This window comes from Reichenbachiella sp., from assembly GCF_039941815.1.
Taxonomy (GTDB): Bacteria; Bacteroidota; Bacteroidia; order Cytophagales; family Cyclobacteriaceae; genus Reichenbachiella.
This window is the reverse complement of the sequence record NZ_JBDVDW010000050.1, coordinates 26,186-48,802: the sequence shown is the minus strand read 5'-3', so window position 1 is coordinate 48,802 and position 22,617 is coordinate 26,186. Positions and strand designations below refer to the sequence as shown.

The following is a 22,617-nucleotide window of genomic DNA, read 5'->3' as shown; positions in this document are numbered from 1 at the left end:
TATTTATATGCTAAAATGTGTACGTTAATGAACGGAACGAACGTTTTTTCAGTTTATGTTTATTTTTCCTAGCCTTCCTCAACCACTCGCTTATTGAGCTTTATTTTTTCTCGACCTTTTCTGATTCTGATATTGAGCATTTCTACCAATAGAGAGAAAAACACTGCAAAGTAGATATATCCTTTTGGCACATGGTGTCCCATAGATTCTACCATGAGCATAAACCCAATCAAGATCAAAAAGGACAGCGCCAACACTTCCAACGAAGGGTGATTTGAGATAAAAGAACTGATTTTGCCGGCAAATGACATCATGATAAACATCGCAATGATCACAGCTATGATCATAATCATCAATTGATCAGTGAGTCCCACGGCAGTGAGGATCGAATCAAAAGAAAAGATAATATCCAACATGATGATTTGGGCTATGACAGCGCCAATAGTCACTGTATTTTTTTTGGCAGCCTCCTTATGCTCCAGTACCTCCATTTTATGATTGATCTCGACAGTACTTTTTGCAATGAGAAATAATCCACCGCCAGCTAGAATAAGATCGCGGCCGCTAAACGCATGGCCAAGGATAGAAAACAGTGGCTCAGAGAAACTGATGATCCATGTGATACCAAACAAAAGACCAATTCTGAAAACTAAGGCACATAATAGACCAATATTTCTAGCCTTTGCTTGCTGAGCCTCTGGCAACTTATTCGATACAATAGATATAAAGATGATATTATCCACCCCAAGTACTATTTCTAAGAAGGTGAGCGTGAGCAGAGCAATAAGTGATTCTGGAGTCAAGAGTTCGGCCATAGCTGAGTCGTTTAAATGGAGGTCAATATTAATCATCCATCTTTAATTACCATAGAATGAGGGACAGATTTTACAGTTAAGAAAATAATTACATTATTTGTAACTACAAATAATGTAATTCCGTAATTGATACTCATATGAAATTCGAAGAAGAAATCAGGCAGTCGTCATTCAAAGATTCAAGAGAAAAAGCCATTATCAATATCCTTTATACCGGCTATTGGTTGAGAGATCGGACAGAAGGGATGCTCAAGCCAATTGGGATCAACGAACAACATTACAATATTCTACGCATATTGAGAGGCAGGTATCCTTTGACGATCTGTCCTGGCGAAATCAAAGAAGTGCTAATCAATAAACGAGGTGATCTGACCAGGCTGTTGGACAAACTTGTGAGCATGGAGCTGGTGGAGCGTGATATCAATCCAGAAAATCGCAGAATGATCAATCTCAAGCTAACGACTAATGGGTTGGATCTACTTAGCCAGCTGGATGGTGAACTTAAAATCCTGAATGAAAAAAATAATTCGCTTACTCAAGAAGAATCAGATCAGTTGAGCGACCTCTTAGACAAAATGAGAGGATAATTTTTTTTTCACTAAAATATGTAATTACAAAAAACGTAAAAACAAATAAAACATGAAGAAAATAATAGCCTTTGCAGGCAGCAACAGTTCAACTTCCATAAACCAGCAAGTGGTGAAGTACGCTGCTACACTATTTACTAATACTGAGGTAGAAGTTATTGACCTTAGAGAATATGACGCTCCTATCTATAGTGCTGATATTGAAAAGGCCGGTATACCACAGGCTATCCAGGACTTCGTGCAGAAGCTGGCAGAAGCGGACGCCTATATCATGGCCTCCCCGGAGCATAATGGAAGTCTATCTGCCTTTTTTAAAAACATCCTTGACTGGGCTTCGAGAGTGGAAGGCAAATTTGTAGGTGGAAAACCTGTGCTACTATTGAGTACTTCTGGAGGTAAGCGAGGAGGAGCCAGCGCTTTAGAAGATCTAAGGATTAAAATGAAATACTTTGCCGGAGAGGTATTAGGTTCATACAGCTTAGGCGCCTTTTACGAAAACTTCGATCAGCAGACTGGTACCATTAGCAACGACTCTGAGAAGAAAGCTTTGAGTCAGGTTGTATCAGCATTTGAAAAGTCACTTATATCAAACTAATTAATACATATGAATAAGATTGCTCAATTAATAAGTGGACCCGGTGCAGAACACTGGGGAAAATTTTTACTTCGATTTATTCTTTCATTTGGAATGCTATTTCATGGAGTCGGTAAGTTGGCAGGTGGAGCGGGACATATAGCAGGAATGCTACAAGAATCCGGAATCCCGGGATTTATTGGCTATGGAGTGATTGTAGGCGAGGTGCTGGCTCCACTTCTAATATTATTTGGATACAAATCCAGACTAGGTGGGCTAGTGATGTCATTCACCATGCTGGTGGCAATTTTACTGGTACATCCAGGAGATATATTTAGTCTCGCTGACCGAGGCACCTGGGCTATAGAGCTACCCATGCTTTATTTAATAGGTGGCATAGCAGTATCATTATTAGGTGCCGGCAAATACAGTCTCTCGAAAGGCGAGGGGGACTGGGACTAACAAAAAATTATAATTGGTTATATAGTTCGTGTTGATTGAGGTTAGATTTAAGTCCTGATTATTTCAGGACTTATTTTTTTTAAATGATAATTCAAAAACTCGACCAATCGAACATCGAAGAAGCTAGTCTCCTAATATTGGAGGTGGCTGAAAAGTACAATCGTGGCGATTTTACAGAAATGGGATATCAAAAGTTCAAAACTTCGGTCCTCTTTGAAGGTATGCGGCAGAACCTCGAGAATGAGTTTCACTACTGGGGCGCCATTGAAAATGACACGATGGTTGGACTTTTGGCCATAAAACCACCAACGCATCTATATAATATGTTTGTGCATGTGAATCATCACAAAAAAGGAATCGCCACACTGCTGTGGCAGCACATGGTCTCAGATCTAAAACCCACACAAGTGACAGCCTTCTCTACGACCTATGCGCTACCGCTTTACTTGAAGTTGGGATTTGAGGTGTCGGGTGAGCAAATCGACAATGACGAGCTGATTTGTTATCCAATCCGGTGGACAGCAGAAAATAAATAAAGGATCAGATTCGTTAGAAAACAGCCTTTTTTGCAGGTTTTTCCTATCGATTAGGTAATTCACTTATGAAATTTCAGGCTTTAAAATCTCAAATATGGCTCATACAGCCAAAAAACAGACATCCAGGATAATGATGAGATTCTACGCTGGATTTCGTTTCCTGTTTGCCTAAAAATTTATTTACGAATATCCTGTATTTTATTAATGGTGAAAGCACTTCATCTTTGAACTATAGAATTTAAATACTCACAACGATTAAGTTGAATTGGATTAAAATTTTAGAACTATGCAAGGATATTTTATCAGATCATCAAAAGTTACACCATCAGTCTACTTCAATCCAAAGAAGGAGCTACTGGATCTAAGAGGGAAGTCGAGTCCTGAAAATCCGCTGAGCTTTTATGGCTCACTTTTGTTGAACATGGATAAATACGTTCAAAACCACGCCGGTAATATTACCGTGAACCTTGCGTTCGAATATTTCAATACCAGTTCTTCCAAGTGCATATTTAATTTGTTGAGAAAGCTTGAAAGTTTTGATCAGCAAGGGAAAAGAGTGATTGTCAACTGGTACTACGAAGATGTAGACGATGACATGCTCGAGGCAGGAGAGGACTTCAGTTCATTTTTTGACTATAAGTTCAATTTTATCTCAGTTCCCGAAATCAACTCCCTTGGAGAAGAATCAGAAGAAGAGCCGCAGTTGTCTGCAGCATAAAATATAAAATTCCACAAAATATAAAAGTTATGAAACCGAAATTTAAATCATCAGAGAAAGTCGTAAGACAAGTAGTATTGGGTACACTCTTAACATTCGGATTTGTACTGGCTTGCACGATGCTCAGTGTAATGATATAATTGATCGCAAAGGAGTCAGCAGTAGAAGAGTACAACATATAGCAATTACCTGCTTGTTGTGTGAGATAGGGTTCGGTACGTACCAGCTATGGGAATAAAGGTATTTAGCGAAGACTTCAAAGCGATTTATTAAGGTGGTAAGGTTACGTGAAAGCGTAACCTTTTTTTATTTTGTACCGATCGGTTCTTATTTATTCCCTCTATGGCGCTCATCTTACTGCACGATAGCACCGATGGCACCTCTTATTCCTCCTTTTTTTTTATTAATTTTAATACGAGGGAAAGGTCGGTCGTGCATTTTTGGCATTTTGTGATTTCAGCTTGCCCCTATTTGATTACTAGAAACAATTGAGAGGCATGCTCAATACCCAAATAAAGGAGGAAAAGTATCTTGATATCATCAATCAGTTTGCGCTCGGTCTACTGAGCCAAAGCACGATTAAAGAGATATTGTGGAGTGTGATCGACAATGTGGTATCCAAATTGGATTTCTATGACTGTGCCATTTATTTACTCGATGATCAAGGTGAAAATCTAATTCAGGTAGCTTCACAAGCATACAAAAACAGGACTCCTAAAGAAAATAAGGCCGCACTTATCAAACTAGGCACAGGTATCGTCGGCAAAGTAGCTTTGCAGAAAAAGGCGAAAATCACCAATGACACTTCTCTCGACAAGGACTATATCCCCGACGATCAATTCAGGTTTTCAGAAATTACGATTCCCATCATTCACGAAGATGAATTGATCGGGATCATTGACTCTGAGCATCCGGACAAAGACTTTTTCCAACCCATCCATCTCAGCATCCTGACTACCATCGCCTCTATGGTGGCTATAAAAGTAGTGCAAGCCAGACATCTTGAAAATCTGGCTGAGCGAGAACAAAGTTTTGATCTGATTTATAGCAATACCAATGACCTGATATTTCTTATTGCCGTAGAGCCTAATAAAGTATACAGAATTGTGTCAGTCAATCGCGCCTATTTGGATTTGTCCAAAAGGTCAAAGGAGGATGTCGTAGGTAAGACGGTTGATGAAATATGGGATAAAGAACGTGCATCTGTTATTCGAAAGTATTTTATACAGGCGATTACCACCAAAAAACCAATTACCTATGAGATAGACTTTGGTAAAGGCGAAGACAGAACGATCGTTGAGACTAAATTGACCCCGGTTTTTGACAAACGTGGGCGTTGTACAAACCTTTCTGGTGTATCCAGGGACATCACCGCTGCTAAAGCCACTCAGAGTGAACTAAAACAAGAGCAGGAAAAGTATCAACTACTTTTCTCCAAAGCAAGAGATGCTATTCTGATGCTCAAAAACGATATCATCATTGAGTGTAATGATCGAGCCTTGGAAATATTTGGTCGATCGAGAGAAGAACTTATAGGATTCAAACCCAATCATTTTAGTCCAAAATTACAGCCAGACGGTCAAACGTCAAGTAGAAAAACTATCGGAGATAGCTTTCAATGGGTTCATTCTAAAAAAGATGGGTCACTATTTACAGTCGAGGTAATGCTCTCCCCCTTCAAACTGGAGAACGAAGAGTACACACAGGCATTGGTACGTGATATATCGGATCGGATCAAAACAGAGCAGGTGCTTCGTGCGAGTGAAAAGAGATACCGAACGATTTTTGAAAATTCTCTTGACGGCATTTATAAAAGTACGCCTGAGGGCAAATTCGTAGAAGTCAGCCCCGCACTAGTGAATATGCTGGGGTATAGCTCCGAGGAAGAGCTACTGTCGATTGACATCAAAACGCAACTCTATTTTAAAACAGAAGACAGAATCAAACATGACAATCAATATCGCCTCAAAAGGAAAGATGGTGCTGAAATCTGGGTAGAGGACCACGGATTCTACCAATATGACAACTCTGGTAAAAAAATCTTCCATCACGGAATTTTACGAGACGTCACTGCCAAAAACCAGAAGCAGGAAGAACTGCAAAACCTGCTCAATATGACTAGCGATCAAAATAAACGCTTGCAAAATTTTGCTCATATTGTTTCGCACAACATACGCTCACATAGTGCCAATCTGACCTCCTTGGTTTCATTTATGGAGAGCACAAAAGATGAAGACGAGAAAGAAAAGATGTTTCAGATGCTAAAAAGCAGTACCAGCCAGTTGGAAGAAACAATTAAAAACCTGAATGAGATCATTACCGTCAATCAAAATTTGAACAAGCCAATCGAGCGGAGAAATTTGCTCTCAGAGATCGAAAAAACACTAAAAATCCTGAGCGGAGAAATCCATCAGAATAAGGTTTCTGTTAAAATTCAGGTACCGGCAGACTTAAAAATCAACGTCATTCCGGCCTACCTTGACAGTATAATGCTCAATCTGGTCGACAATGCCATCAAGTACAGAAGACGAGACCTGAAACCTAAAATTACTATTAAAGCCACCCAACTAAAGAAAAGTGTGAAGCTTGTAGTCTCAGACAATGGATTAGGAATCGATATGAAGGCCCATGGAGATAAAATCTTTGGGATGTACAATACCTTTCATGCCAATGAAGATGCAAGAGGATTTGGTTTATACATTACAAAAAACCAGGTGGAGGCCATGAAAGGAAAGATAGAAGTAAAAAGTGAGGTAAATCAAGGCACCAAATTCATAATCACCTTTGATGAAGCGCATTAAATCCATATATGTGGTGGAGGACGATCCGATCTCTTCATATGTCATCAAATTGGCACTGCAGCAGCACCCCTCATTTGAAGACAGTTTGGAATTCAAAAATGGTAAAGAAGCTGTAGACTATTTGGCACAGCATGCGATCAAAGGTCAGGCGCCAGGCCTGATACTGCTGGATATAAATATGCCAGTATTAGACGGCTGGGGGTTTTTGGACAACTTCTCGGGCCTGCAAATCAAAGCAGATATTCCTGTGGTGATGCTCACTTCATCCATCAATCCTGAAGATATTGCCAAAGCCAAATCTCACGAACTTGTAAAAGGGTATTTATCCAAGCCGCTGAACAAGGCTAAACTCGACGAAATTCTGACCTTTCTATAAAAACAAGACCGTCTCAAAAAGCGGAATCATGAACTAGCCATCTGTATCCAAAATTTCCCTACTAGGTTTCATTATTTTGGTAAAATGAGTCGGTAATCTTTATTGATTCTTATCCTTTTGAGACGGTTCCTTACATGCTATTGACTAGGCTTTAGGGAAACCCTCGCTTTTGATAATCTCTACAATTTGTTTCATGTGGCGCTGCGTATGACCACTCATGAATAATACCACTTGGTAGGCATCTACTTTCCCAAATGGGAAATCAAAGTATCTATTTCTCAAATCTTCTTTGGTTTTTTTCACGAATAGCATGTTAGATTTTCTCAGCGCTTTGAAGGTGTCCAAAGATCCTGTATAGCTCCCAAAGCTGTTGGTAGGCTCGAACTCCGGACGAGTTTTTACTTTTTGATCACGGCTGGTAATGAGTGCAAGTACCTGCTCATCGGACATTTTTACCTCACTTCTGCCTGCAGGGTCAGGATCAGTTTTGAGTGTCATTTCTACGATTCCAAAGATGTTTTTCTCTGAAATGGCGATATGTTCCATGGTTTCTGCGATAGACCATGATCCGTCACTCATTTTGTAATTGAGTTGGTCTTCGGATAAATCCTTTACCGCGATGATCAACTCAGCCTGGGACTGTTTTAGATGATTTAGTGCTGTATTTTTTTCAGTTTTGGTCAATGAGGACTGAGCCGTGGCCATCATTCCACCTAGTAGAATGATTTGGCACAAAAAGATTATTCTAAAAATTTTCATAATTCGTTAGTCGTTTGATTTAGAGACGATTGGTCTTACAAGATCAGGACAAAAAAGTTTGTCATAGATTCAATTTATAATTTACAAACAAAAAATGTATTGAGTAATACTACGCCAGGACTCTTTTGACGCCTGGATAACAAACAATAATATTTCTCGTATCTTCGATCAAAAATGCCCGAATGAAGAATAGCAAAGCCTCGCTGACCTTTATTTTTATTACGTTATTAGTAGACGTCACTGGTCTGGGGATCATCATACCTGTGGTACCGGATCTCATCAGGGAGCTGATCGGTGGTGATCTGAGTGAGGCCTCAGTATATGGAGGATGGCTCATGTTTTCTTATGCTATAGTACAATTCTTTTTCTCTCCAGTGATGGGTGGCCTGGGCGATCAATTTGGCCGTAGACCAGTGCTACTTGCCTCCCTATTCGGCTTTGGATTAGATTATTTGTTGTTGGCTTGGGCACCCACTATAGGCTGGCTATTTGTCGGTAGAATATTAGCCGGCGTGACAGGTGCCAGCATGACTACCGCCTCAGCGTATATCGCAGATATCAGCCGCCCTGAAGACCGAGCCAAGAACTTTGGTATGATAGGAGCCGCATTTGGCCTTGGTTTTATTATCGGACCAGTGATTGGCGGCTTACTGGGTGTATATGGTTCTAGAGTGCCCTTCCTAGCCGCAGCCGGACTCACCTTGATCAATTGGCTGTATGGATACTTTATTTTGCCCGAGTCCCTGGACAAAGACAAAAGAAGGAAGTTTAGCCTGCGACGAGCCAATCCTGTTGGTTCGCTGATGCAATTGAAAAAATTCCCTGTGGCGGTGAGCTTGATGGTCGCCATGTTTTTTGTCTATTTGGCATCACATGCCACTCAAAGTACCTGGGCCTATTACACCATGGAGAAATTTGGCTGGGATGTAAAGATGGTCGGTTACTCACTTGGATTTGTAGGATTGATGGTGGCCATCGTTCAAGGTGGGTTGATCAGAATTGTAATCCCCAAAATTGGAGATAGAAATGCGGTATACCTGGGACTCACGCTCTATTTCATTGGCTTTGTGCTTTTCGCATTTGCCAGCGAAGGTTGGATGATGTATGTTTTTATGATACCATATGCCTTAAGTGGGTTTGCAGGTCCCGCCCTACAGAGCATCATGACAAGCCAGATCCCATCAGATCAGCAGGGAGAACTACAAGGAGCGATCACAAGTATGATCAGTCTGACTGCTATTGTGGGGCCACCTCTCATGACTGATCTTTTTGCTCGGTTTACCAATGATACGCTCGGGATCTATTTTCCCGGAGCCCCATATTTGATGGGAGCCGTATTCACTTTTATGAGTATTGGGTTTGCTTTGCGCACGCTTAGAAAGTATTCCGGTGCCTTTTCGTAATTATTTATTGCCAAATGCAACCGGCAGTGTAACTTTTGCATCCTCATGTCAGACTCATATAAGGACGTAAATCAAAACCTACTCATGCCAAGGTACCTACTCAACAGACGAAGCCTACTCTTTCTACTCTTTTTTATCGGTTCGATGGTCTCCTTGGCTCAGGGAATCAAAGGCACTATCAAGTCGACCAGTGGAGAACCGTTGCCTTTTGCTACCATCTATGTCAGAAACCTTCAGACTGGAACCACTTCTAACGACAATGGATATTTTGAATACCCACTTTCAGCAGGTAAATATGATTTGGTTTTCCAATATCTGGGTTATAAGTCTGTCGTGAAATATGTCGATGTCACTGACGAACCTGTAAAGATAGACGTGAGGCTCGAACCACAGACCATCGTGCTAAAAGATGTAGAGATCCGAGCTGGAAAAGAAGATCCCGCTTACACCATCATGAGAAAGGCGATAGCCAAAGCCAAATTTCATCGCCAACAACTGGATAGCTATGAAGCGGAAGTTTATATCAAAGGGTCGGGGAGGCTGATTGATTCTCCTTTCTTTCTAAGAAAAACGATAGCAAAAGAAGGTATCGATTCTACTATGGCGTTTGTGACCGAATCCATCACCAAGGTAAAATATACCAGACCCAATGTATATGAAGAAGAAGTGATCTCGATCAGGAGCAATGGCGAAGACAACAATACGAGTCCTATGGAATACTTGAAAGGCAGCTTTTATGAACCAAAGGTTGGTAACGCCATATCACCGCTTTCGCCCAAGGCATTCGCCTACTACCGATTCGAATACCTGGGCACCTACAAGGATCAGGGTTTTGAATTTAGCAAAATCAAAGTGACTCCCCGATCTAAGGGCGATGACGTATTCGAAGGGGAGCTTTCGATCGTAGAAGAACATTGGAGTATTCATAGCCTCGATATGAAGACCAGCTATCTCGGTATTGAGTTCCTGATCAATCAGCTTTATAATCCTATTGAAAACAGAGTCTGGCTTCCAATTAGTCATAAGTTTGATGTGGAAGGCACCTTCTTTGGATTCGAATTTGAGTACAACTACCTCGCCACCGTGAGCGGATATAAGATCGAACTAAATAAAGATCTGGATGTAGAGCTCACTGTCATCGATGAAAAAGTAGATCGAGAGCTGGCTGCCAAAATAGAAGCGCAAAATAAAAATATCCAGGGAGAGACGCTTTCGAAGATGACTAGCGGTAAGGAGCTCACCAGAAAAGAAATGAGAAAACTTATGCGAGAGTATGAGAAGATGGAGATGAAAGAAGATACGATTCCTGATGTAGAATATATCAATAACGTAGTCATTGACTCTCTAGCGTATAAAAAAGACTCGACTTTTTGGCAGACCGTACGGCCAGTTCCTCTTTCCGATTATGAAATCAAAGGGTATCAAAAGATGGATAGTATGGCTCTGGTGGAGAAGCGCGAGTCTTTGGGTGATACTATTAAAACACGCGCTGGTCGCGAACGGTTTAGAATCTACGATTTGGTACTTGGCAATACATACAGAATAGGTGATCGTACACATTTACAGATCAAATCTCCATTGGAAGCACTTAATTTCAACACAGTGGAAGGGTATAATTTTGACTATGAACTGGCCTTCTCAAAAACTTTTGAAAATCAGCACTGGCTGGAAGTAGCGCCATTGGTGCGTTATGGATTTTCGAGCAAGGAGGTTCAGGGAAAGTTGAAAACCACTTATAAATTTGGCCGTCAAAATCTGGTCTTTGAAGGAGGTAAGTATGTATATCAGTTGAACCAACAGGAGCCAATTTATCCTATTCTTAACTCACTGACCACGCTTATGCTCGAGCGCAATTACATGAAAATATTTCAGAAGGAGTTTTTATCTCTGCAATACAATCATGATATATCTGATAAATATAAAGTGAAAATCTCTGCAGAATATGCCAACAGATTGCCATTAGAAAACAATACCAGCCATACTTGGTTCAACAAGAAGGATAGAGAGTATACGTCCAATGAGCCAACTAATGTCGAGGTAAATTCTACAGCATTTGAAGCCCATAAGGTTTTTCTCACGGGCATAAGTCTGAGAATGAAGCCCTGGCAGAAATACTACATTAAAAACAAAGAGCAGAAAGCCATCAACCATTCCTCGCCAGAGGTGATTCTTAAATATGACAATGCCTTGCCTATAAGCGATGCGGAAATATCTTTTCACAAATGGTCTGCTGATCTGCAGCACTCATTGGATATCGGCATCAGAGGACGACTCACCTTCAGAGTCGGTGCGGGAGGATTTTTGGCGAAGGACAGTTTGGCTTTTATAGATTACAATCACTTTATGGGTAACCAAACACCGATACAGGATATAGATGTTGTGAAAAGTTACCGATTACTCCCATACTATCAATTCAGCACCAACGACAGTTATGTCAATCTACTGACCCATTATCAGTTTAGGAAATTGTTTTTTTCCAGATTCAAATTTGCTAGAAAAAGAGGAGTAAGGGAAAGTGTATTTGTGAACTATCTAGGTTCGGAATCTGCGCTCAACTACACAGAGGCTGGGTATAGCATAGACAATATTTTCCGACTATTTAGACTCGAAGGTGTAGTTGCCTTTCAGGATCAGGAATACCTCGACTGGGGGATTCGATTTGGGGTAGCAGCCTTCCTCGATGATATGTTCAATTTCGATTAGGTATTCACCAGATGCTAGTCTATGGCTATATTCTTCTGAAAAGCCGTTTCAAATGAGATCGTAGTATCGGTACCTTCCACCCCGGCTAGTGGATGGATTCGACCATAGAGTACGTCGCGTAGATGGCTATTGTCCTTGGCAAAAATTTTGATAATCAGTGCATATTTTCCTGTGATGTTTGAGCACTCCACGATCTCTGGTATTTCTTTGAGCGCAGCGATGAGATTATTGACATACTTGGCGTTGGTCACGATGATCCGTGTCATCGCTTCAGTGGTGTAGCCCAGCACCTTAGGATCAAATACGTAAGTCGCATTTTTTATCACTCCACTCTGCTTTAGTTTGTTTACCCTCTGATGCACCATAGTATTAGAAATGCTCAATTCTTTGGCTAGCGTAGAATACGGAACCCGAGCGTTTTCACTGAGTCTTTTGAGTATTTTTTTGTCCGTTGAGTCAAATTGACTGATCATGATACGAAGTAGATATGAAATATTTAAAATTGACTGTTATAATGTAAAAATAATGATATTTGATTTAATATATAATAATTATAGTTTAATTGACTGAATATATTAATTATTAAGGTCAAATTATCTTCTTTTTGCATTCAAATAAAAAAGCAATGCAGTACGAAGAAATCATAAACATTTTTTGGAAGGAGTATGTTAAGACTACTCCTTCGGCAGGTAAGATTCATGAATTGCTCGAAGCCAAAGGAGAGCGAATCAGCAATGATCACATCGCCTTCAGAACCTTCGATCATCCGAGCATCAATGTAGAGCAGCTGGCCAAACCGTTTTTGGCATGTGGGTACTTAGAAAAGGATAGTTACGTATTTGAGGCTAAAAAGCTCAGAGCGAAGCATTACGAACACCCAGATCCTAAGGCACCAAAGATTTTTATTAGCGAATTGTTGCTTGAGGAATTCTCTGAGGAGTTGCAGTTTCTGATTTTGAAAAAAATCAATGAGATCCCAATGGGATTGATAGAAACGGGTGCAACCATATTTGCCGGAAGGCCATGGGGGACCATTTCCCATGACACCTATCTCAGACTGAGAGAAGAGTCAGAGTACGCGGCTTGGATGTACGTGTATGGCTTTTGTGCCAATCACTTCACCATCAACGTCAACCAACTGACGGCAATCGAATCTCTTCAGGAAATGAATGAATTTCTCAAAACCAATGGGTTTCCAATGAATGTGTCCGGAGGTGAGATCAAAGGTACACCCGAATCCATGCTGGAGCAGTCTAGTATCCTGGCTGACAAGAAAGCAGTCGAATTTGCTGAAGGCTCATTTGAGATTCCTTCCTGCTACTATGAGTTTGCCAGAAGGTATGAAGATGCAGATGGAAATCTCTTTCAGGGATTTATTGCCAAATCGGCAGATAAGATATTCGAAAGCACAAACGCCGCCGAATAGCCCTTTATAATATTACCCAAAATGATTGGTCAACCATATTCTTCACGAAAATGGTTGGCCTTTTTTTATGAGCCTATGGTATGTCTTAAGATCAGGACTTGGAACTAGTCCGTACATTTTTCTTTGATAGCCTCAGTGGCCCCCTCATAACCCATTTCAGCGGATTTGCGGAGATCTCGACATCCATCATAATAATCGTGAATGCCTATTTTAAGCAGGCCACGTAGGTAGTAGATCGCTGGATCGGTAGAGTAGAGATCTATCGAAATATTGTAGTCTTCTATGGCTCCGGTAAAGTCCTGCAAGGCCTCTTTAGCTTTTGCACGGTTGTCAAAGTAGGAGGCATCCTGACCGTTGATTGCGATTGCTTTGGAATAAAAGGATTCTGCTGCCTTGTATGATTCATCGTAGTAATATGCTTTGCCCATATTATTATAATAATCATCGTTTTCAGCGTCTATACTTAGTGCGTTCTGATAAGACAGAATTGCAGAGTCATATTTTTCTAAGTTCAGAAAAGTATTACCCAGGTTGTTGAACTTGGTGCCGCTAGTGGAATCATATTTTATTGCATATTTAAATGCGGAAGCAGCCTCTTCATAATTTTCCAGATTGAACTGCGACACACCTTTATAATTGTAGGTCGTTGCGTTTTCACCGTTTAGCAATAGCGAATAATTATAGGCATTGATGGCTTCGGTATATGATTCGTTTTGAGCCAGCATGATACCGAGATTTAGGAAGTAGTTGGCATTGGTAGAATCCTTTCTGCACAGCGTTCGAAAATCTTGAATTGAATTATCGATATCATCGAGATTGGCATAAGTATACGCTCGGTTGTAGTACGCCTGTAAATAATTGCTGTCTAGTTGGATCGCCTTGGTATAATCTGGGAGTGCATTGCGATAATCTTTGAGCTTGTATTTAACGGTAGCCAGCAAATTGTACAAAACTGCGGATCGAGGGGTCAGCTCGATGGCACGAGTGTAATCTCCGATGCTCCCATAATAATCGCCGTTGGACACTTTGGCCTCTCCTCGCTTTTGATAGTAGCGGGTAATGTCCGAATTCAGCTCGATAGCCTTTGTAAAATGTTCTATTGCTTTCGGGTAGTCCTCTGATTCGAGATATTGAAGACCAAGTTCGTAAAACTCCTCATCTTTAGCCCGCTCTTCCTTTTTTTGCTTCGCCAATAGCTCTGCCGGAATATCAAACAATTCTTCTTCCACAGAAGAGTCGAAGTCAATCTGCTCGAAGTCCATTCTTATTTTTTGATTCGCCTCTATGTTCAAAAATACTGTTGGCACTCTTTGGCCTTTGATTGTCTTGTATTTCAATCTATATTCTGAAGTTTGGTCTTTGTCTATTCTGACGATGTCAAGCGTCTGGTCATCTATGAAGTAGGTGATTCTAGCCTCCTCTTTGCCCATCACAATTCGGTAAGTAGAGAGACTATCAAGCTGGCTGCGTTTTACAGATTTTATACTATACCCGTCCTCTAGGTTTGATAAATATGAAGAACCTCTAAAAGAAAAAATATCCTCGCTTTTCGCCTGCTCTTCATGTGGTGTTATTTTCAGTTTGTCATTTACAGGGTCATATTCCCACTTCTCTTTTTGATTGATCACACTGTAGAATGTCACGTTCTGGATTTGGAATTCAAATTTCATGAACTCTGGCTTCAGGTAATAAATGATAATTGGAACTTCTACTGTGTTCACCTGCATACGCCCGATGATAGTAAACTGATTAAATGAATCACTTTCTTTAGTCTGCCTTTTCCCGACCTGCTCGAGAATGTCTTTCGAAGATTCTGACTGTTGCAGTTCTTTCACCAACGAAAGGCCATAATACGCTAAAGATGCCGTTTGAATTCTTTCAAACTTATCTAGCTGCGATTTTTCTAGCTTAGATTTTCTTTTCATCCAGAATTCACCTGTCACAGTCATGTCGCCATCGGTGTAGTTGCCATAGATGGAGTCTGCTGACACATAGGAAAGCAAGTATTTGCCGTTCAAATCCATTTCATAGCCCTGAGTCATTTCCAACTCATTGAACAGCACTTGCGAATTCTCCAATTTCACTTCTATGCTGTTGGAGCTATTAAAAAACTCCGGGAAATTCAGTATTCCCTTGCCCTTTTTTCCTGTGTTTTCGCTCAGAGACATTGCCATCATGATGGTGTTTCTAGATTCCTCAAAAGTGAATTCTCCAAGCCAATCGCCAGTAAGATTTTTGAGCTGTGCTTTAGTGGCGGATTGAGAATGACAGTTTATGGCTACTAGTGTAGCGAGGAGAAAAAGGGCTGCTGAAAACGCTTTCATAGAATAAGACGATACTTGATGTGCAAGAATATTTGTAATTAATCACATTCAAAAAAACTTCGAGTATTATTTGTAATCGGGATATAGACTGCGGCAGTTGATAAATATCTTGGACACAGCTAATTCGTCAGAATTGGCTCTGATTTTCAACCAGAATAAACTTTGATTACCTGATAGGTTCTCCAAATCATTGATTCGTATATCTTTGCGGCTATGGCGAAAAATGAAGACCAAAATCTATTAAAAAAAATCATAGCTCACTCTAAAGAGTACGGTTATGTATTCCCCTCTAGCGAAATCTACGACGGCCTCAGTGCCACCTACGACTATGGTCAGTATGGGGTAGAGCTAAAGCAAAATATCCGTAGCTATTGGTGGAAAGCCATGGTGCAAATGAATGAAAACATTGTAGGCATAGACGCATCGATTTTTATGCACCCTACCACTTGGAAAGCATCGGGCCATGTAGATGCCTTCAACGACCCGATGATTGATAACAAGGACTCAAAGAAGAGGTACCGAGCGGATGTACTGATAGAGGATTATGTCGCTAAAATAGAAGGTAAAATAAACAAAGAAGTAGATAAAGCTGCCAAGCGATTTGGGGAGGAATTCAATAAAGAGGAATTTCTATCTACAAGTGGTCGTGTGCTCCAAAATCAAGAAAAAATTGATACCATCAATGCCCGATTCAAAAAGGATATTGAAGAAGAAAACTTTGACGATCTCAAGCTTTTGATAGAAGAGCTGGGTATAGCAGATCCCGTCAGTGGATCTAAAAATTGGACCGAGGTAAAACAATTCAACCTCATGTTCTCCACAGAGCTGGGAGCGGTCACGGAAGGAGCCAGCAAAATATATTTAAGGCCTGAGACTGCTCAGGGCATTTTTGTAAACTATCTAAATGTACAGAAGACAGGTCGGATGAGATTGCCATTCGGTATAGCACAGACCGGAAAAGCCTTTAGAAATGAGATCATTGCTCGCCAATTTATTTTTAGAATGCGTGAGTTTGAGCAAATGGAAATGCAGTTTTTTATCAAACCAGGAACCGAAATGGACTGGTATGAAAGCTGGAAAGAGAAAAGAATCAACTGGCACAAGTCACTCAATCTTGGAGAGGAAAACTATCGTTTTCATGATCATCTAAACTTGGCGCACTACGCCAATGCTGCATGCGATATTGAATTCAACTTCCCCATGGGATTCAAAGAGCTAGAAGGTATCCATTCCAGAACTGACTTTGATCTCAAGGCGCATGAAGAGCATAGTGGTAAGAAATTACAATTCTTCGACCCTGAGGAAGAAAAATCATATGTACCTTATGTGGTAGAAACCTCTATCGGATTGGACCGAATGTTTTTGGCTGTATTGTCAAGTGCTTACACAGAAGAGACGCTTGAGGATGGTAGTACCAGAGTGGTGCTAAGAATACCTCCGGTATTGGCGCCCGTGAAAGCGGCCGTGCTCCCGCTGGTCAATAAAGACGGTCTTCCAGAAAAAGCTCGCGAAATCATGGACGAACTGAAATATTCTGTCAACGTGCAGATGGATGTAAAAGACGCTATCGGCCGACGATACAGAAGACAAGATGCTATCGGGACGCCATATTGTATAACAGTAGATCACAAAACCTTGGAGGATGGAATGGTGACCATCAGAGAAAGGGATTCTATGGAGCAGCGTCGCGTGTCTGTAGACGAAGTAGTCTCAGAGATAGAAAGCGCTGTGGATATGAAGAAGCTGTTGAAGACCTTATAAATCAAGGTCTTCGCGATACGCTATACAGAGTTCTTCTGAGTTGTGCAGAAATGCACCGGCCAGACAAAAACAGACCTCCCTTCTTTGCAGGAGAGTCTAACTTGTATATCTTTTGATAATGGATATTTTCTTTTTGATACTGATGGCTGCAGGGCTGTTTGGCTTGGCACTTCTGCTTGCGGCAGGCTGGTCAGTTTGGGTAGCCTATCGGAAAGCTTCAGCGAGAAACTTGTCTGTTACTTTTTTAGAAGCTCGCGCGCTTACGAAATTTTTTGAGTTGGAAGACGAGTTTTTAGATACCTGTGCAGCTTTCAAAAAAATCGATCCGAGTATCTCTGTTAGAGATATAGTCAGACATCATATGGCTGATGGAGATACCGTTGCGCTATTGGATCACTGGAAAACTGTTCTAGAATCAAAAGCACCCATTACCTTTAAGTCGTTTATACTATATGATTTGGCTGGTAAAGAGGTGAACGAACTGATTAGTAATCTAAATCGGGAGTATGAATTGATTATTCCTGAGATAGAAGAGCATGGCCTGTCGGTTTATTACTATTGCAAATTTAAAATCGCCGGAGATAGTTCAGGGTGGATCAATCCTGACCTCGATGAGATCAAAAAAACCATTGAAGAGAAAATCACCCTTGCTCTACTCACAGGCAATCTTTCTGATTTTGAGGCGTTAGCAGATTTTATTAAAGAGAAATATTTGCATAAAGAATTTTGGAATAGCCTTTGTCATGGTCGTGTCCAGGAGCAGCAAATCCGAATCACAAAAGGATGAAAGTATATTGCATTACCGGATTAGGTGCCGACGAAAGTGTTTTTGACCTGCTGGAGATCAACAGCGAAAAGGTATGTATTTCCTGGGCGCCCACTTATGCCTGGGAGAGCATGGAAGCATATGCAGAAAAACTCTGCGAGCAAGTAGATCAGCACGAGCCCTTTGTTCTGCTGGGGGTATCCCTAGGTGGAATGCTTGCTGTAGAGATGAATAAATTTATAAAACCCGAAATGACGATTCTGGTGACTTCGCTGGCTAGAAGAAGCGAGCTTCCAAGATGGATCAGATGGGTTGGAAAAACGCGACTCAATCGGATCATACCTACATTTTTATTCTCTTCTCATCCTAAGTTGATTATTTGGCTATTTGGAGTCAAATCTGCCAGAGGCAAACAAATGGTCTTTGATATCGCAAGCCGTACTGACAAGAGATTTATAAAGCTATCAATAGATAAGGTGCTCAATTGGCAGAATGATTGGGTGCCGGAAAACCTTCAAAGGATATTTGCCACTGACGACGCCCTATTGCCCAAGCCAAATGGAGTGACTGGCATTGAGGTCAACAACGCCGGGCACTTTGCAATTGTAGAAAGTGCGCAGGAAGTATCATTCCGTGTAGATCAATTATTGTCAGAGCTGAATTGATATATTTATCCCATGACCATTAGCTTTTCAACCCTTTTATTACAGGTAGACCCTCCCGCATCGGATTTTACAGATGTGTTATTTATGGTAGTCCTTAGTGTGATGCTTATCGTGCTTTCGGCCATGTCTGGCAGAGTCAATATGGGATTTCAGGTGCCAGGGTTTCCACGCCCACTGTCTGCATCGCGAAAGAAGATTCTCTTAAAGAGATTTCCATATTATGTAAACCTGTCGGAAAACAAGCGGCGTAGATTTGAACAAAAAGTGCAGTATTTTATTCATGTCAAAGAATTTATACCCAGACAGATACCCGTGGTGACAGAGGAGATGAAGGTGCTGATCGCAGCATGTGCCGTGCAACTCACTTTCGGATATCCCAAAATATTTCTAAGCCACTTCAAAAGGATACTAGTATATCCGGATAATTACTACTCTACTATCAACAAGACCTATCACAAGGGAGAGGTCAATCCGAGAATGCAAGCCATTGTGCTTTCATGGAAGGCGTTTGTAGAGGGGTATATCGACCAGGAAGATGGTAGGAACCTTGGGTTGCATGAAATGGCCCATGCGCTGAGATTAGAAAATCTGATTTTGAATGCTGAGTATAACTTTTTGGATGCGGAGGTATTGGAAAGCTGGCAACGTTTGGCGGACGAAGAGATGATCAATATAGCGAATGGGCAAAGCAGCATGTTTCGTGATTATGCTGGAACAGACCCAGATGAGTTTTTTTCGGTGGCCATAGAAAACTTTTTTGAGCGTCCTGAGAAATTTAAAGGATTGATGCCGAACCTCTATGGAATCTTAGTGCTACTTTTGAAACAAGATCCGTTGAACTCAAACTAGTATGGCCAAAAGGAAACCTCATGCTGCCAGTATCCGAAAGGAAGACACCGCCACGGTGAAGGATGTGATAGATGCTATGCTCAAATCATACAACCTGAGCAAAAAGTTTGACCAGACTACCTTGGTCAGCACCTGGAATAAGATCATGGGACAAGGGATCGCCAATCGAACCACCAAGATTGAAGTAAGAAACAACGTACTGATCGTAACGCTTAACTCTGCTCCGCTCAAACATGAATTGAACAATTCCAGATTCAAGGTGCTACAGCTGCTGGATAAAGAATTTGGAAAGGCAGTGGTCAAGGATGTCCTTTTCATATAATACTCTGAATAACTAGCCACACCCTCAAGGGACTTTTGTTATTTTTGATCATCATGGTAGACCAGCTAATCGCTCACATCAGGAAATTTAGCACAGTCGAAGAAGCAGACTTAATTCTGCTCGAATCCCTGATTAGAAGAAAAACATATCAAAAAAAGGAATTGGTACTCCCTGCAGGTCATCGTTGCCATTATCAGCATTTTATAGTCTCAGGATGCATGAGATCCTTCTTCATCAACAACAAAGGAGTAGAGCAGATTGTAAATTTTGGAATAGAGAATTGGTGGATGACGGACTATGATAGTTTTGTTAATGAACGCGCCTCAGCGTTGAATATCCAGGCCCTGGAAGAATGTGAAGTACTCAGTATCAACAAACTTGGATTTGACGAGCTGATACGCAAATCATCCGGATTAGCTAATTATTTCCGAATCATTCTGGAGAAAAGACATATTGCGGATCAAAGACGAATCCAATACATGTTTAACCTGACCGGAGAAGAGATTTATGACACCTTCTTCAATCTCAACCCAGAATTTATTCAGCGAGTGCCACAATATATGCTGGCGTCCTATCTCGGTTTTACGCCAGAGTTTCTTAGCAAAATCAGAAAAAAGAAGTCTCAGGGTCTTTCTTAAACTAGATTAAGAAAAAGAAGACTGCTGCTGATGAGCTTTGGGTGACGAATTTTTTCACTTAAAGCATAATACTAATGGAACGAATTACTTTTCAAAACACCCCGAATGGGCTTTATGACGGACTTTACCAAATGGGTAAATACATAGATACAAGCGGACTCAGCAAATCATTATTATTGCTAGTAGACTATCACGTATCTCAGCTCAATCGATGCGCTTTTTGTCTGGATATGCATTATAAAGAAGCCATAGAGGCCGGCGAAACATCTGTACGGCTTAGCATGCTTTCAGCGTGGAGAGAGTCTGAGGCGTTTTCCGAGCAGGAGGCCGCAGTACTTGAGTTTGCAGAGGCTGTTACCCTGGTGGCCAACCGAGAGATCAGTGATCAGGTTTATCAATTGATGCTTGATCATTATACTGAAAATGAAGTGGCAGCCTGGACACTCGCTATCGTAAAGATCAACTGCTGGAATAGATTCATGACAACCTTTAAAACCAAGGCCGGACACTATCAAGTAGGGCAATTTGCCTAGAACCAGCCTTCCGACAGGGCTAAGGTCGTAGCCCTGTCGGAAGCTAAAACTTTGATATCAATCTAAGACCGTTATTTGTCAGACGAGTGAGTATGATTATCTGATCTTATCATTTCCATGCCAGAAAATGCTTATATTAAGCATAGAATAAGTTGAAAAATGAAGCAAAAAGACTTACTCGCACAACTCGAGCATACGAATGATCGACTGTGGTCGTTTGACCCTGATTTGAATTGCACGTTCACCAATACCAACATGAGCGAAGATTTTTATCATGCCTTCGGTATTCGATTAGCACCTGGAGTGTGCGTACTGCAAAACGTACCCGAGCCTCTTCGGACGTTCTGGAACGAGCGGTATCAAAGAGCATTGGCAGGAGAAAAATTCGGTCTGGTAGAGCACTTCGAAATAGAGGGCGTACCCGAGTATGTTGAAGTTTCATTCAATCCGGTAATAGAAGACGACATGGTGACTGGTGTGGCCTGCAGCTCCAAGGACATATCTAAAACAAAAAGAGCCGAGATTCAGCTCAAGCAGAGTGAAGCCAATCTCTATGCGCAAATAGAGAATACTTCTGATAGCATCTGGTCAGTGAACAGGAAGTATGAAATGGTCACTATGAATTCTGTATTTCAAAAAGAATTTAGCCAGGCATTTCGATGCGACTTGAAAATCAAAGATCGTATTATTAGCTACTTGCCGCGGAGTTTGAAGACTGTATGGAGAGGGCGTTATGATCGGGCACTGAGTGGAGAACGATTTGAAGTAGTGGACAAATTTGAATATGATGACAAAGCTCGATATGTGGAGATTTCGTACAATCCGGTTCAAATAGAAGGAAAGATAGTTGGGGTGACCTGTTTTACAAGAGACATTACGGCTCTGAAAACTTCCGAACTGGAACTAAAGAAAGCTGTCGATACCAGAGACAAATTTTTCTCCATCATCGCGCATGACCTCCGAGGACCAATCGCCAATATTCATCAGCTAGCACAAGTGCTCAAATTGAACGAAAGTGAGATGAAAAAGAATAATGAGGCGCTGGAAATGTTGGCTAACTCTGCAGGAAGTGTTCACAAATTGCTGGAAAACCTCCTCAACTGGGCACTTTCTCAACAAGGCATCATCGAACTAAAGCAGCAAACACTCAATTTGGGTGACCTGATCAATGAGGGCATTGCTCCGTATAGGTTGAGTGCCGAACTAAAAAACCTGACCGTAGATGTAGATATCGAGGCCGATTTGAGCGTAAGGGCTGACAAACCCACAGCGACCAGTATCATTGCCAATCTATTCAACAATGCCACGAAATACACTCCAGAAAAAGGTAATATTCGGATTTCTGCGAGTGCGCATGGTAAAGCGATCGCAGTCAAAATAGAAGATAACGGGGTTGGTATGTCAGCAGATAAAGTAGCCGCTATTTTGGCAGAACAGGGCGTAGAATCTACACCAGGCACACAAGCTGAAAAGGGGACAGGCCTCGGCCTCACGTTATGCAAAGAATTCGTCCGTCTCAATAATGGCAAGTTTGCTCTTAAGAGCACGGAGGGAAACGGGAGTTGTTTTGAGTTTACTTTAGAAAAAGCCTAATCAGCT

Annotated in this window: 22 protein-coding genes; 18 read left to right on the top strand and 4 right to left on the bottom strand. The window is 41.2% G+C overall.

Features of this window, described 5'->3' with window-relative positions:
* Positions 1–68: 68 nt before the first annotated feature.
* Positions 69–815 carry a TerC family protein gene (locus ABJF11_RS11020; RefSeq protein ID WP_348119904.1) on the bottom strand — a complete coding sequence of 249 codons (747 nt, stop codon included), beginning with the start codon at positions 813–815 and terminating at the stop codon, positions 69–71.
* Positions 816–952: 137 nt separating this feature from the next.
* On the opposite strand from ABJF11_RS11020, the gene ABJF11_RS11015 reads away from it, so the two are divergent.
* The 7 genes from ABJF11_RS11015 to ABJF11_RS10985 all read left to right on the top strand — a co-directional run bounded on the left by ABJF11_RS11015 (position 953) and on the right by ABJF11_RS10985 (position 6,869).
* A complete protein-coding gene (locus tag ABJF11_RS11015; protein WP_348119903.1) occupies positions 953–1,402 on the top strand; it encodes a MarR family transcriptional regulator in 450 nt (149 codons plus the stop codon).
* 52 nt (positions 1,403–1,454) lie between these two features.
* Positions 1,455–1,997, top strand: coding sequence for an NAD(P)H-dependent oxidoreductase (locus tag ABJF11_RS11010; protein WP_348119902.1), 543 nt, complete (start codon positions 1,455–1,457; stop codon positions 1,995–1,997).
* Between the two features lie 9 nt (positions 1,998–2,006).
* Positions 2,007–2,438 (top strand): DoxX family protein, encoded by a 432-nt coding sequence (locus ABJF11_RS11005; RefSeq protein ID WP_348119901.1) that lies wholly within the window; start codon positions 2,007–2,009, stop codon positions 2,436–2,438.
* Positions 2,439–2,521: 83 nt separating this feature from the next.
* Positions 2,522–2,974: a GNAT family N-acetyltransferase gene (locus ABJF11_RS11000; protein ID WP_348119900.1), complete on the top strand. Its 453-nt coding sequence runs from the start codon at positions 2,522–2,524 to the stop codon at positions 2,972–2,974.
* A 286-nt stretch (positions 2,975–3,260) separates the two neighbouring features.
* Positions 3,261–3,692: a DUF1987 domain-containing protein gene (locus ABJF11_RS10995; protein ID WP_348119899.1), complete on the top strand. Its 432-nt coding sequence runs from the start codon at positions 3,261–3,263 to the stop codon at positions 3,690–3,692.
* 497 nt (positions 3,693–4,189) lie between these two features.
* Positions 4,190–6,493 (top strand): PAS domain S-box protein, encoded by a 2,304-nt coding sequence (locus ABJF11_RS10990; RefSeq protein WP_348119898.1) that lies wholly within the window; start codon positions 4,190–4,192, stop codon positions 6,491–6,493.
* Positions 6,480–6,869: a response regulator gene (locus ABJF11_RS10985; protein WP_348119897.1), complete on the top strand. Its 390-nt coding sequence runs from the start codon at positions 6,480–6,482 to the stop codon at positions 6,867–6,869. Before ABJF11_RS10990 ends, ABJF11_RS10985 begins: the two co-directional genes overlap by 14 nt.
* Before the next feature lie 144 nt (positions 6,870–7,013).
* Here ABJF11_RS10985 and ABJF11_RS10980 read toward each other — a convergent pair whose 3' ends face one another.
* Positions 7,014–7,628, bottom strand: a complete 615-nt coding sequence (locus tag ABJF11_RS10980; protein ID WP_348119896.1) for a DinB family protein — start codon at positions 7,626–7,628, stop codon at positions 7,014–7,016.
* A 182-nt stretch (positions 7,629–7,810) separates the two neighbouring features.
* Here ABJF11_RS10980 and ABJF11_RS10975 point away from each other — a divergent pair, with 182 nt between their 5' ends.
* Together ABJF11_RS10975 and ABJF11_RS10970 are read left to right on the top strand one after the other, a co-directional pair.
* Positions 7,811–9,031: a TCR/Tet family MFS transporter gene (locus ABJF11_RS10975; RefSeq protein WP_348119895.1), complete on the top strand. Its 1,221-nt coding sequence runs from the start codon at positions 7,811–7,813 to the stop codon at positions 9,029–9,031.
* 45 nt (positions 9,032–9,076) lie between these two features.
* Positions 9,077–11,734, top strand: coding sequence for a DUF5686 and carboxypeptidase regulatory-like domain-containing protein (locus ABJF11_RS10970; protein ID WP_348119894.1), 2,658 nt, complete (start codon positions 9,077–9,079; stop codon positions 11,732–11,734).
* Between the two features lie 14 nt (positions 11,735–11,748).
* Here ABJF11_RS10970 and ABJF11_RS10965 read toward each other — a convergent pair whose 3' ends face one another.
* Positions 11,749–12,207 (bottom strand): Lrp/AsnC ligand binding domain-containing protein, encoded by a 459-nt coding sequence (locus ABJF11_RS10965; protein ID WP_348119893.1) that lies wholly within the window; start codon positions 12,205–12,207, stop codon positions 11,749–11,751.
* 152 nt (positions 12,208–12,359) lie between these two features.
* On the opposite strand from ABJF11_RS10965, the gene ABJF11_RS10960 reads away from it, so the two are divergent.
* Positions 12,360–13,160, top strand: coding sequence for a DUF1338 domain-containing protein (locus tag ABJF11_RS10960; protein WP_348119892.1), 801 nt, complete (start codon positions 12,360–12,362; stop codon positions 13,158–13,160).
* A gap of 104 nt (positions 13,161–13,264) precedes the next feature.
* On the opposite strand, the gene ABJF11_RS10955 is transcribed toward ABJF11_RS10960, so the two are convergent.
* Entirely contained in the window at positions 13,265–15,484 is a 2,220-nt protein-coding gene (locus ABJF11_RS10955) for a tetratricopeptide repeat protein (protein WP_348119891.1), read from the bottom strand.
* 213 nt (positions 15,485–15,697) lie between these two features.
* Here ABJF11_RS10955 and ABJF11_RS10950 point away from each other — a divergent pair, with 213 nt between their 5' ends.
* The 8 genes from ABJF11_RS10950 (at position 15,698) to ABJF11_RS10915 (ending at position 22,611) form a co-directional block, all read left to right on the top strand.
* Positions 15,698–17,245, top strand: a complete 1,548-nt coding sequence (locus ABJF11_RS10950; protein WP_348119890.1) for a glycine--tRNA ligase — start codon at positions 15,698–15,700, stop codon at positions 17,243–17,245.
* Positions 17,246–17,363: 118 nt separating this feature from the next.
* Positions 17,364–18,032, top strand: a complete 669-nt coding sequence (locus ABJF11_RS10945; protein ID WP_348119889.1) for a hypothetical protein — start codon at positions 17,364–17,366, stop codon at positions 18,030–18,032.
* Positions 18,029–18,676 (top strand): alpha/beta hydrolase, encoded by a 648-nt coding sequence (locus ABJF11_RS10940; protein ID WP_348119888.1) that lies wholly within the window; start codon positions 18,029–18,031, stop codon positions 18,674–18,676. The genes ABJF11_RS10945 and ABJF11_RS10940 overlap by 4 nt, the downstream gene beginning before the upstream one ends.
* 12 nt (positions 18,677–18,688) lie before the next feature.
* A complete protein-coding gene (locus tag ABJF11_RS10935; protein ID WP_348119887.1) occupies positions 18,689–19,525 on the top strand; it encodes a zinc-dependent peptidase in 837 nt (278 codons plus the stop codon).
* A 1-nt stretch (position 19,526) separates the two neighbouring features.
* On the top strand, positions 19,527–19,847 hold the full coding sequence (locus ABJF11_RS10930) for a DUF721 domain-containing protein (RefSeq protein ID WP_348119886.1): 321 nt from the start codon (positions 19,527–19,529) through the stop codon (positions 19,845–19,847).
* A 53-nt stretch (positions 19,848–19,900) separates the two neighbouring features.
* Positions 19,901–20,485, top strand: coding sequence for a Crp/Fnr family transcriptional regulator (locus ABJF11_RS10925; RefSeq protein ID WP_348119885.1), 585 nt, complete (start codon positions 19,901–19,903; stop codon positions 20,483–20,485).
* Between the two features lie 74 nt (positions 20,486–20,559).
* On the top strand, positions 20,560–21,018 hold the full coding sequence (locus tag ABJF11_RS10920; RefSeq protein ID WP_348119884.1) for a carboxymuconolactone decarboxylase family protein: 459 nt from the start codon (positions 20,560–20,562) through the stop codon (positions 21,016–21,018).
* A 159-nt stretch (positions 21,019–21,177) separates the two neighbouring features.
* The gene (locus tag ABJF11_RS10915) at positions 21,178–22,611 is read left to right on the top strand and encodes a PAS domain-containing sensor histidine kinase (protein WP_348119883.1); all 1,434 of its coding nucleotides are present in this window, start codon (positions 21,178–21,180) and stop codon (positions 22,609–22,611) included.
* Positions 22,612–22,617: the final 6 nt, after the last annotated feature.

What these genes read in the sequence shown, in the direction of transcription:
- ABJF11_RS11020 (WP_348119904.1), bottom strand. Translation starts at nt 815, where the DNA reads ATGGCCGAACTCTTGACTCCAGAATCACTTATTGCTCTGCTCACGCTC.
- ABJF11_RS11015 (WP_348119903.1), top strand. Translation starts at nt 953, where the DNA reads ATGAAATTCGAAGAAGAAATCAGGCAGTCGTCATTCAAAGATTCAAGA.
- ABJF11_RS11010 (WP_348119902.1), top strand. Translation starts at nt 1,455, where the DNA reads ATGAAGAAAATAATAGCCTTTGCAGGCAGCAACAGTTCAACTTCCATA.
- ABJF11_RS11005 (WP_348119901.1), top strand. Translation starts at nt 2,007, where the DNA reads ATGAATAAGATTGCTCAATTAATAAGTGGACCCGGTGCAGAACACTGG.
- ABJF11_RS11000 (WP_348119900.1), top strand. Translation starts at nt 2,522, where the DNA reads ATGATAATTCAAAAACTCGACCAATCGAACATCGAAGAAGCTAGTCTC.
- ABJF11_RS10995 (WP_348119899.1), top strand. Translation starts at nt 3,261, where the DNA reads ATGCAAGGATATTTTATCAGATCATCAAAAGTTACACCATCAGTCTAC.
- ABJF11_RS10990 (WP_348119898.1), top strand. Translation starts at nt 4,190, where the DNA reads ATGCTCAATACCCAAATAAAGGAGGAAAAGTATCTTGATATCATCAAT.
- ABJF11_RS10985 (WP_348119897.1), top strand. Translation starts at nt 6,480, where the DNA reads ATGAAGCGCATTAAATCCATATATGTGGTGGAGGACGATCCGATCTCT.
- ABJF11_RS10980 (WP_348119896.1), bottom strand. Translation starts at nt 7,628, where the DNA reads ATGAAAATTTTTAGAATAATCTTTTTGTGCCAAATCATTCTACTAGGT.
- ABJF11_RS10975 (WP_348119895.1), top strand. Translation starts at nt 7,811, where the DNA reads ATGAAGAATAGCAAAGCCTCGCTGACCTTTATTTTTATTACGTTATTA.
- ABJF11_RS10970 (WP_348119894.1), top strand. Translation starts at nt 9,077, where the DNA reads ATGTCAGACTCATATAAGGACGTAAATCAAAACCTACTCATGCCAAGG.
- ABJF11_RS10965 (WP_348119893.1), bottom strand. Translation starts at nt 12,207, where the DNA reads ATGATCAGTCAATTTGACTCAACGGACAAAAAAATACTCAAAAGACTC.
- ABJF11_RS10960 (WP_348119892.1), top strand. Translation starts at nt 12,360, where the DNA reads ATGCAGTACGAAGAAATCATAAACATTTTTTGGAAGGAGTATGTTAAG.
- ABJF11_RS10955 (WP_348119891.1), bottom strand. Translation starts at nt 15,484, where the DNA reads ATGAAAGCGTTTTCAGCAGCCCTTTTTCTCCTCGCTACACTAGTAGCC.
- ABJF11_RS10950 (WP_348119890.1), top strand. Translation starts at nt 15,698, where the DNA reads ATGGCGAAAAATGAAGACCAAAATCTATTAAAAAAAATCATAGCTCAC.
- ABJF11_RS10945 (WP_348119889.1), top strand. Translation starts at nt 17,364, where the DNA reads ATGGATATTTTCTTTTTGATACTGATGGCTGCAGGGCTGTTTGGCTTG.
- ABJF11_RS10940 (WP_348119888.1), top strand. Translation starts at nt 18,029, where the DNA reads ATGAAAGTATATTGCATTACCGGATTAGGTGCCGACGAAAGTGTTTTT.
- ABJF11_RS10935 (WP_348119887.1), top strand. Translation starts at nt 18,689, where the DNA reads ATGACCATTAGCTTTTCAACCCTTTTATTACAGGTAGACCCTCCCGCA.
- ABJF11_RS10930 (WP_348119886.1), top strand. Translation starts at nt 19,527, where the DNA reads ATGGCCAAAAGGAAACCTCATGCTGCCAGTATCCGAAAGGAAGACACC.
- ABJF11_RS10925 (WP_348119885.1), top strand. Translation starts at nt 19,901, where the DNA reads ATGGTAGACCAGCTAATCGCTCACATCAGGAAATTTAGCACAGTCGAA.
- ABJF11_RS10920 (WP_348119884.1), top strand. Translation starts at nt 20,560, where the DNA reads ATGGAACGAATTACTTTTCAAAACACCCCGAATGGGCTTTATGACGGA.
- ABJF11_RS10915 (WP_348119883.1), top strand. Translation starts at nt 21,178, where the DNA reads ATGAAGCAAAAAGACTTACTCGCACAACTCGAGCATACGAATGATCGA.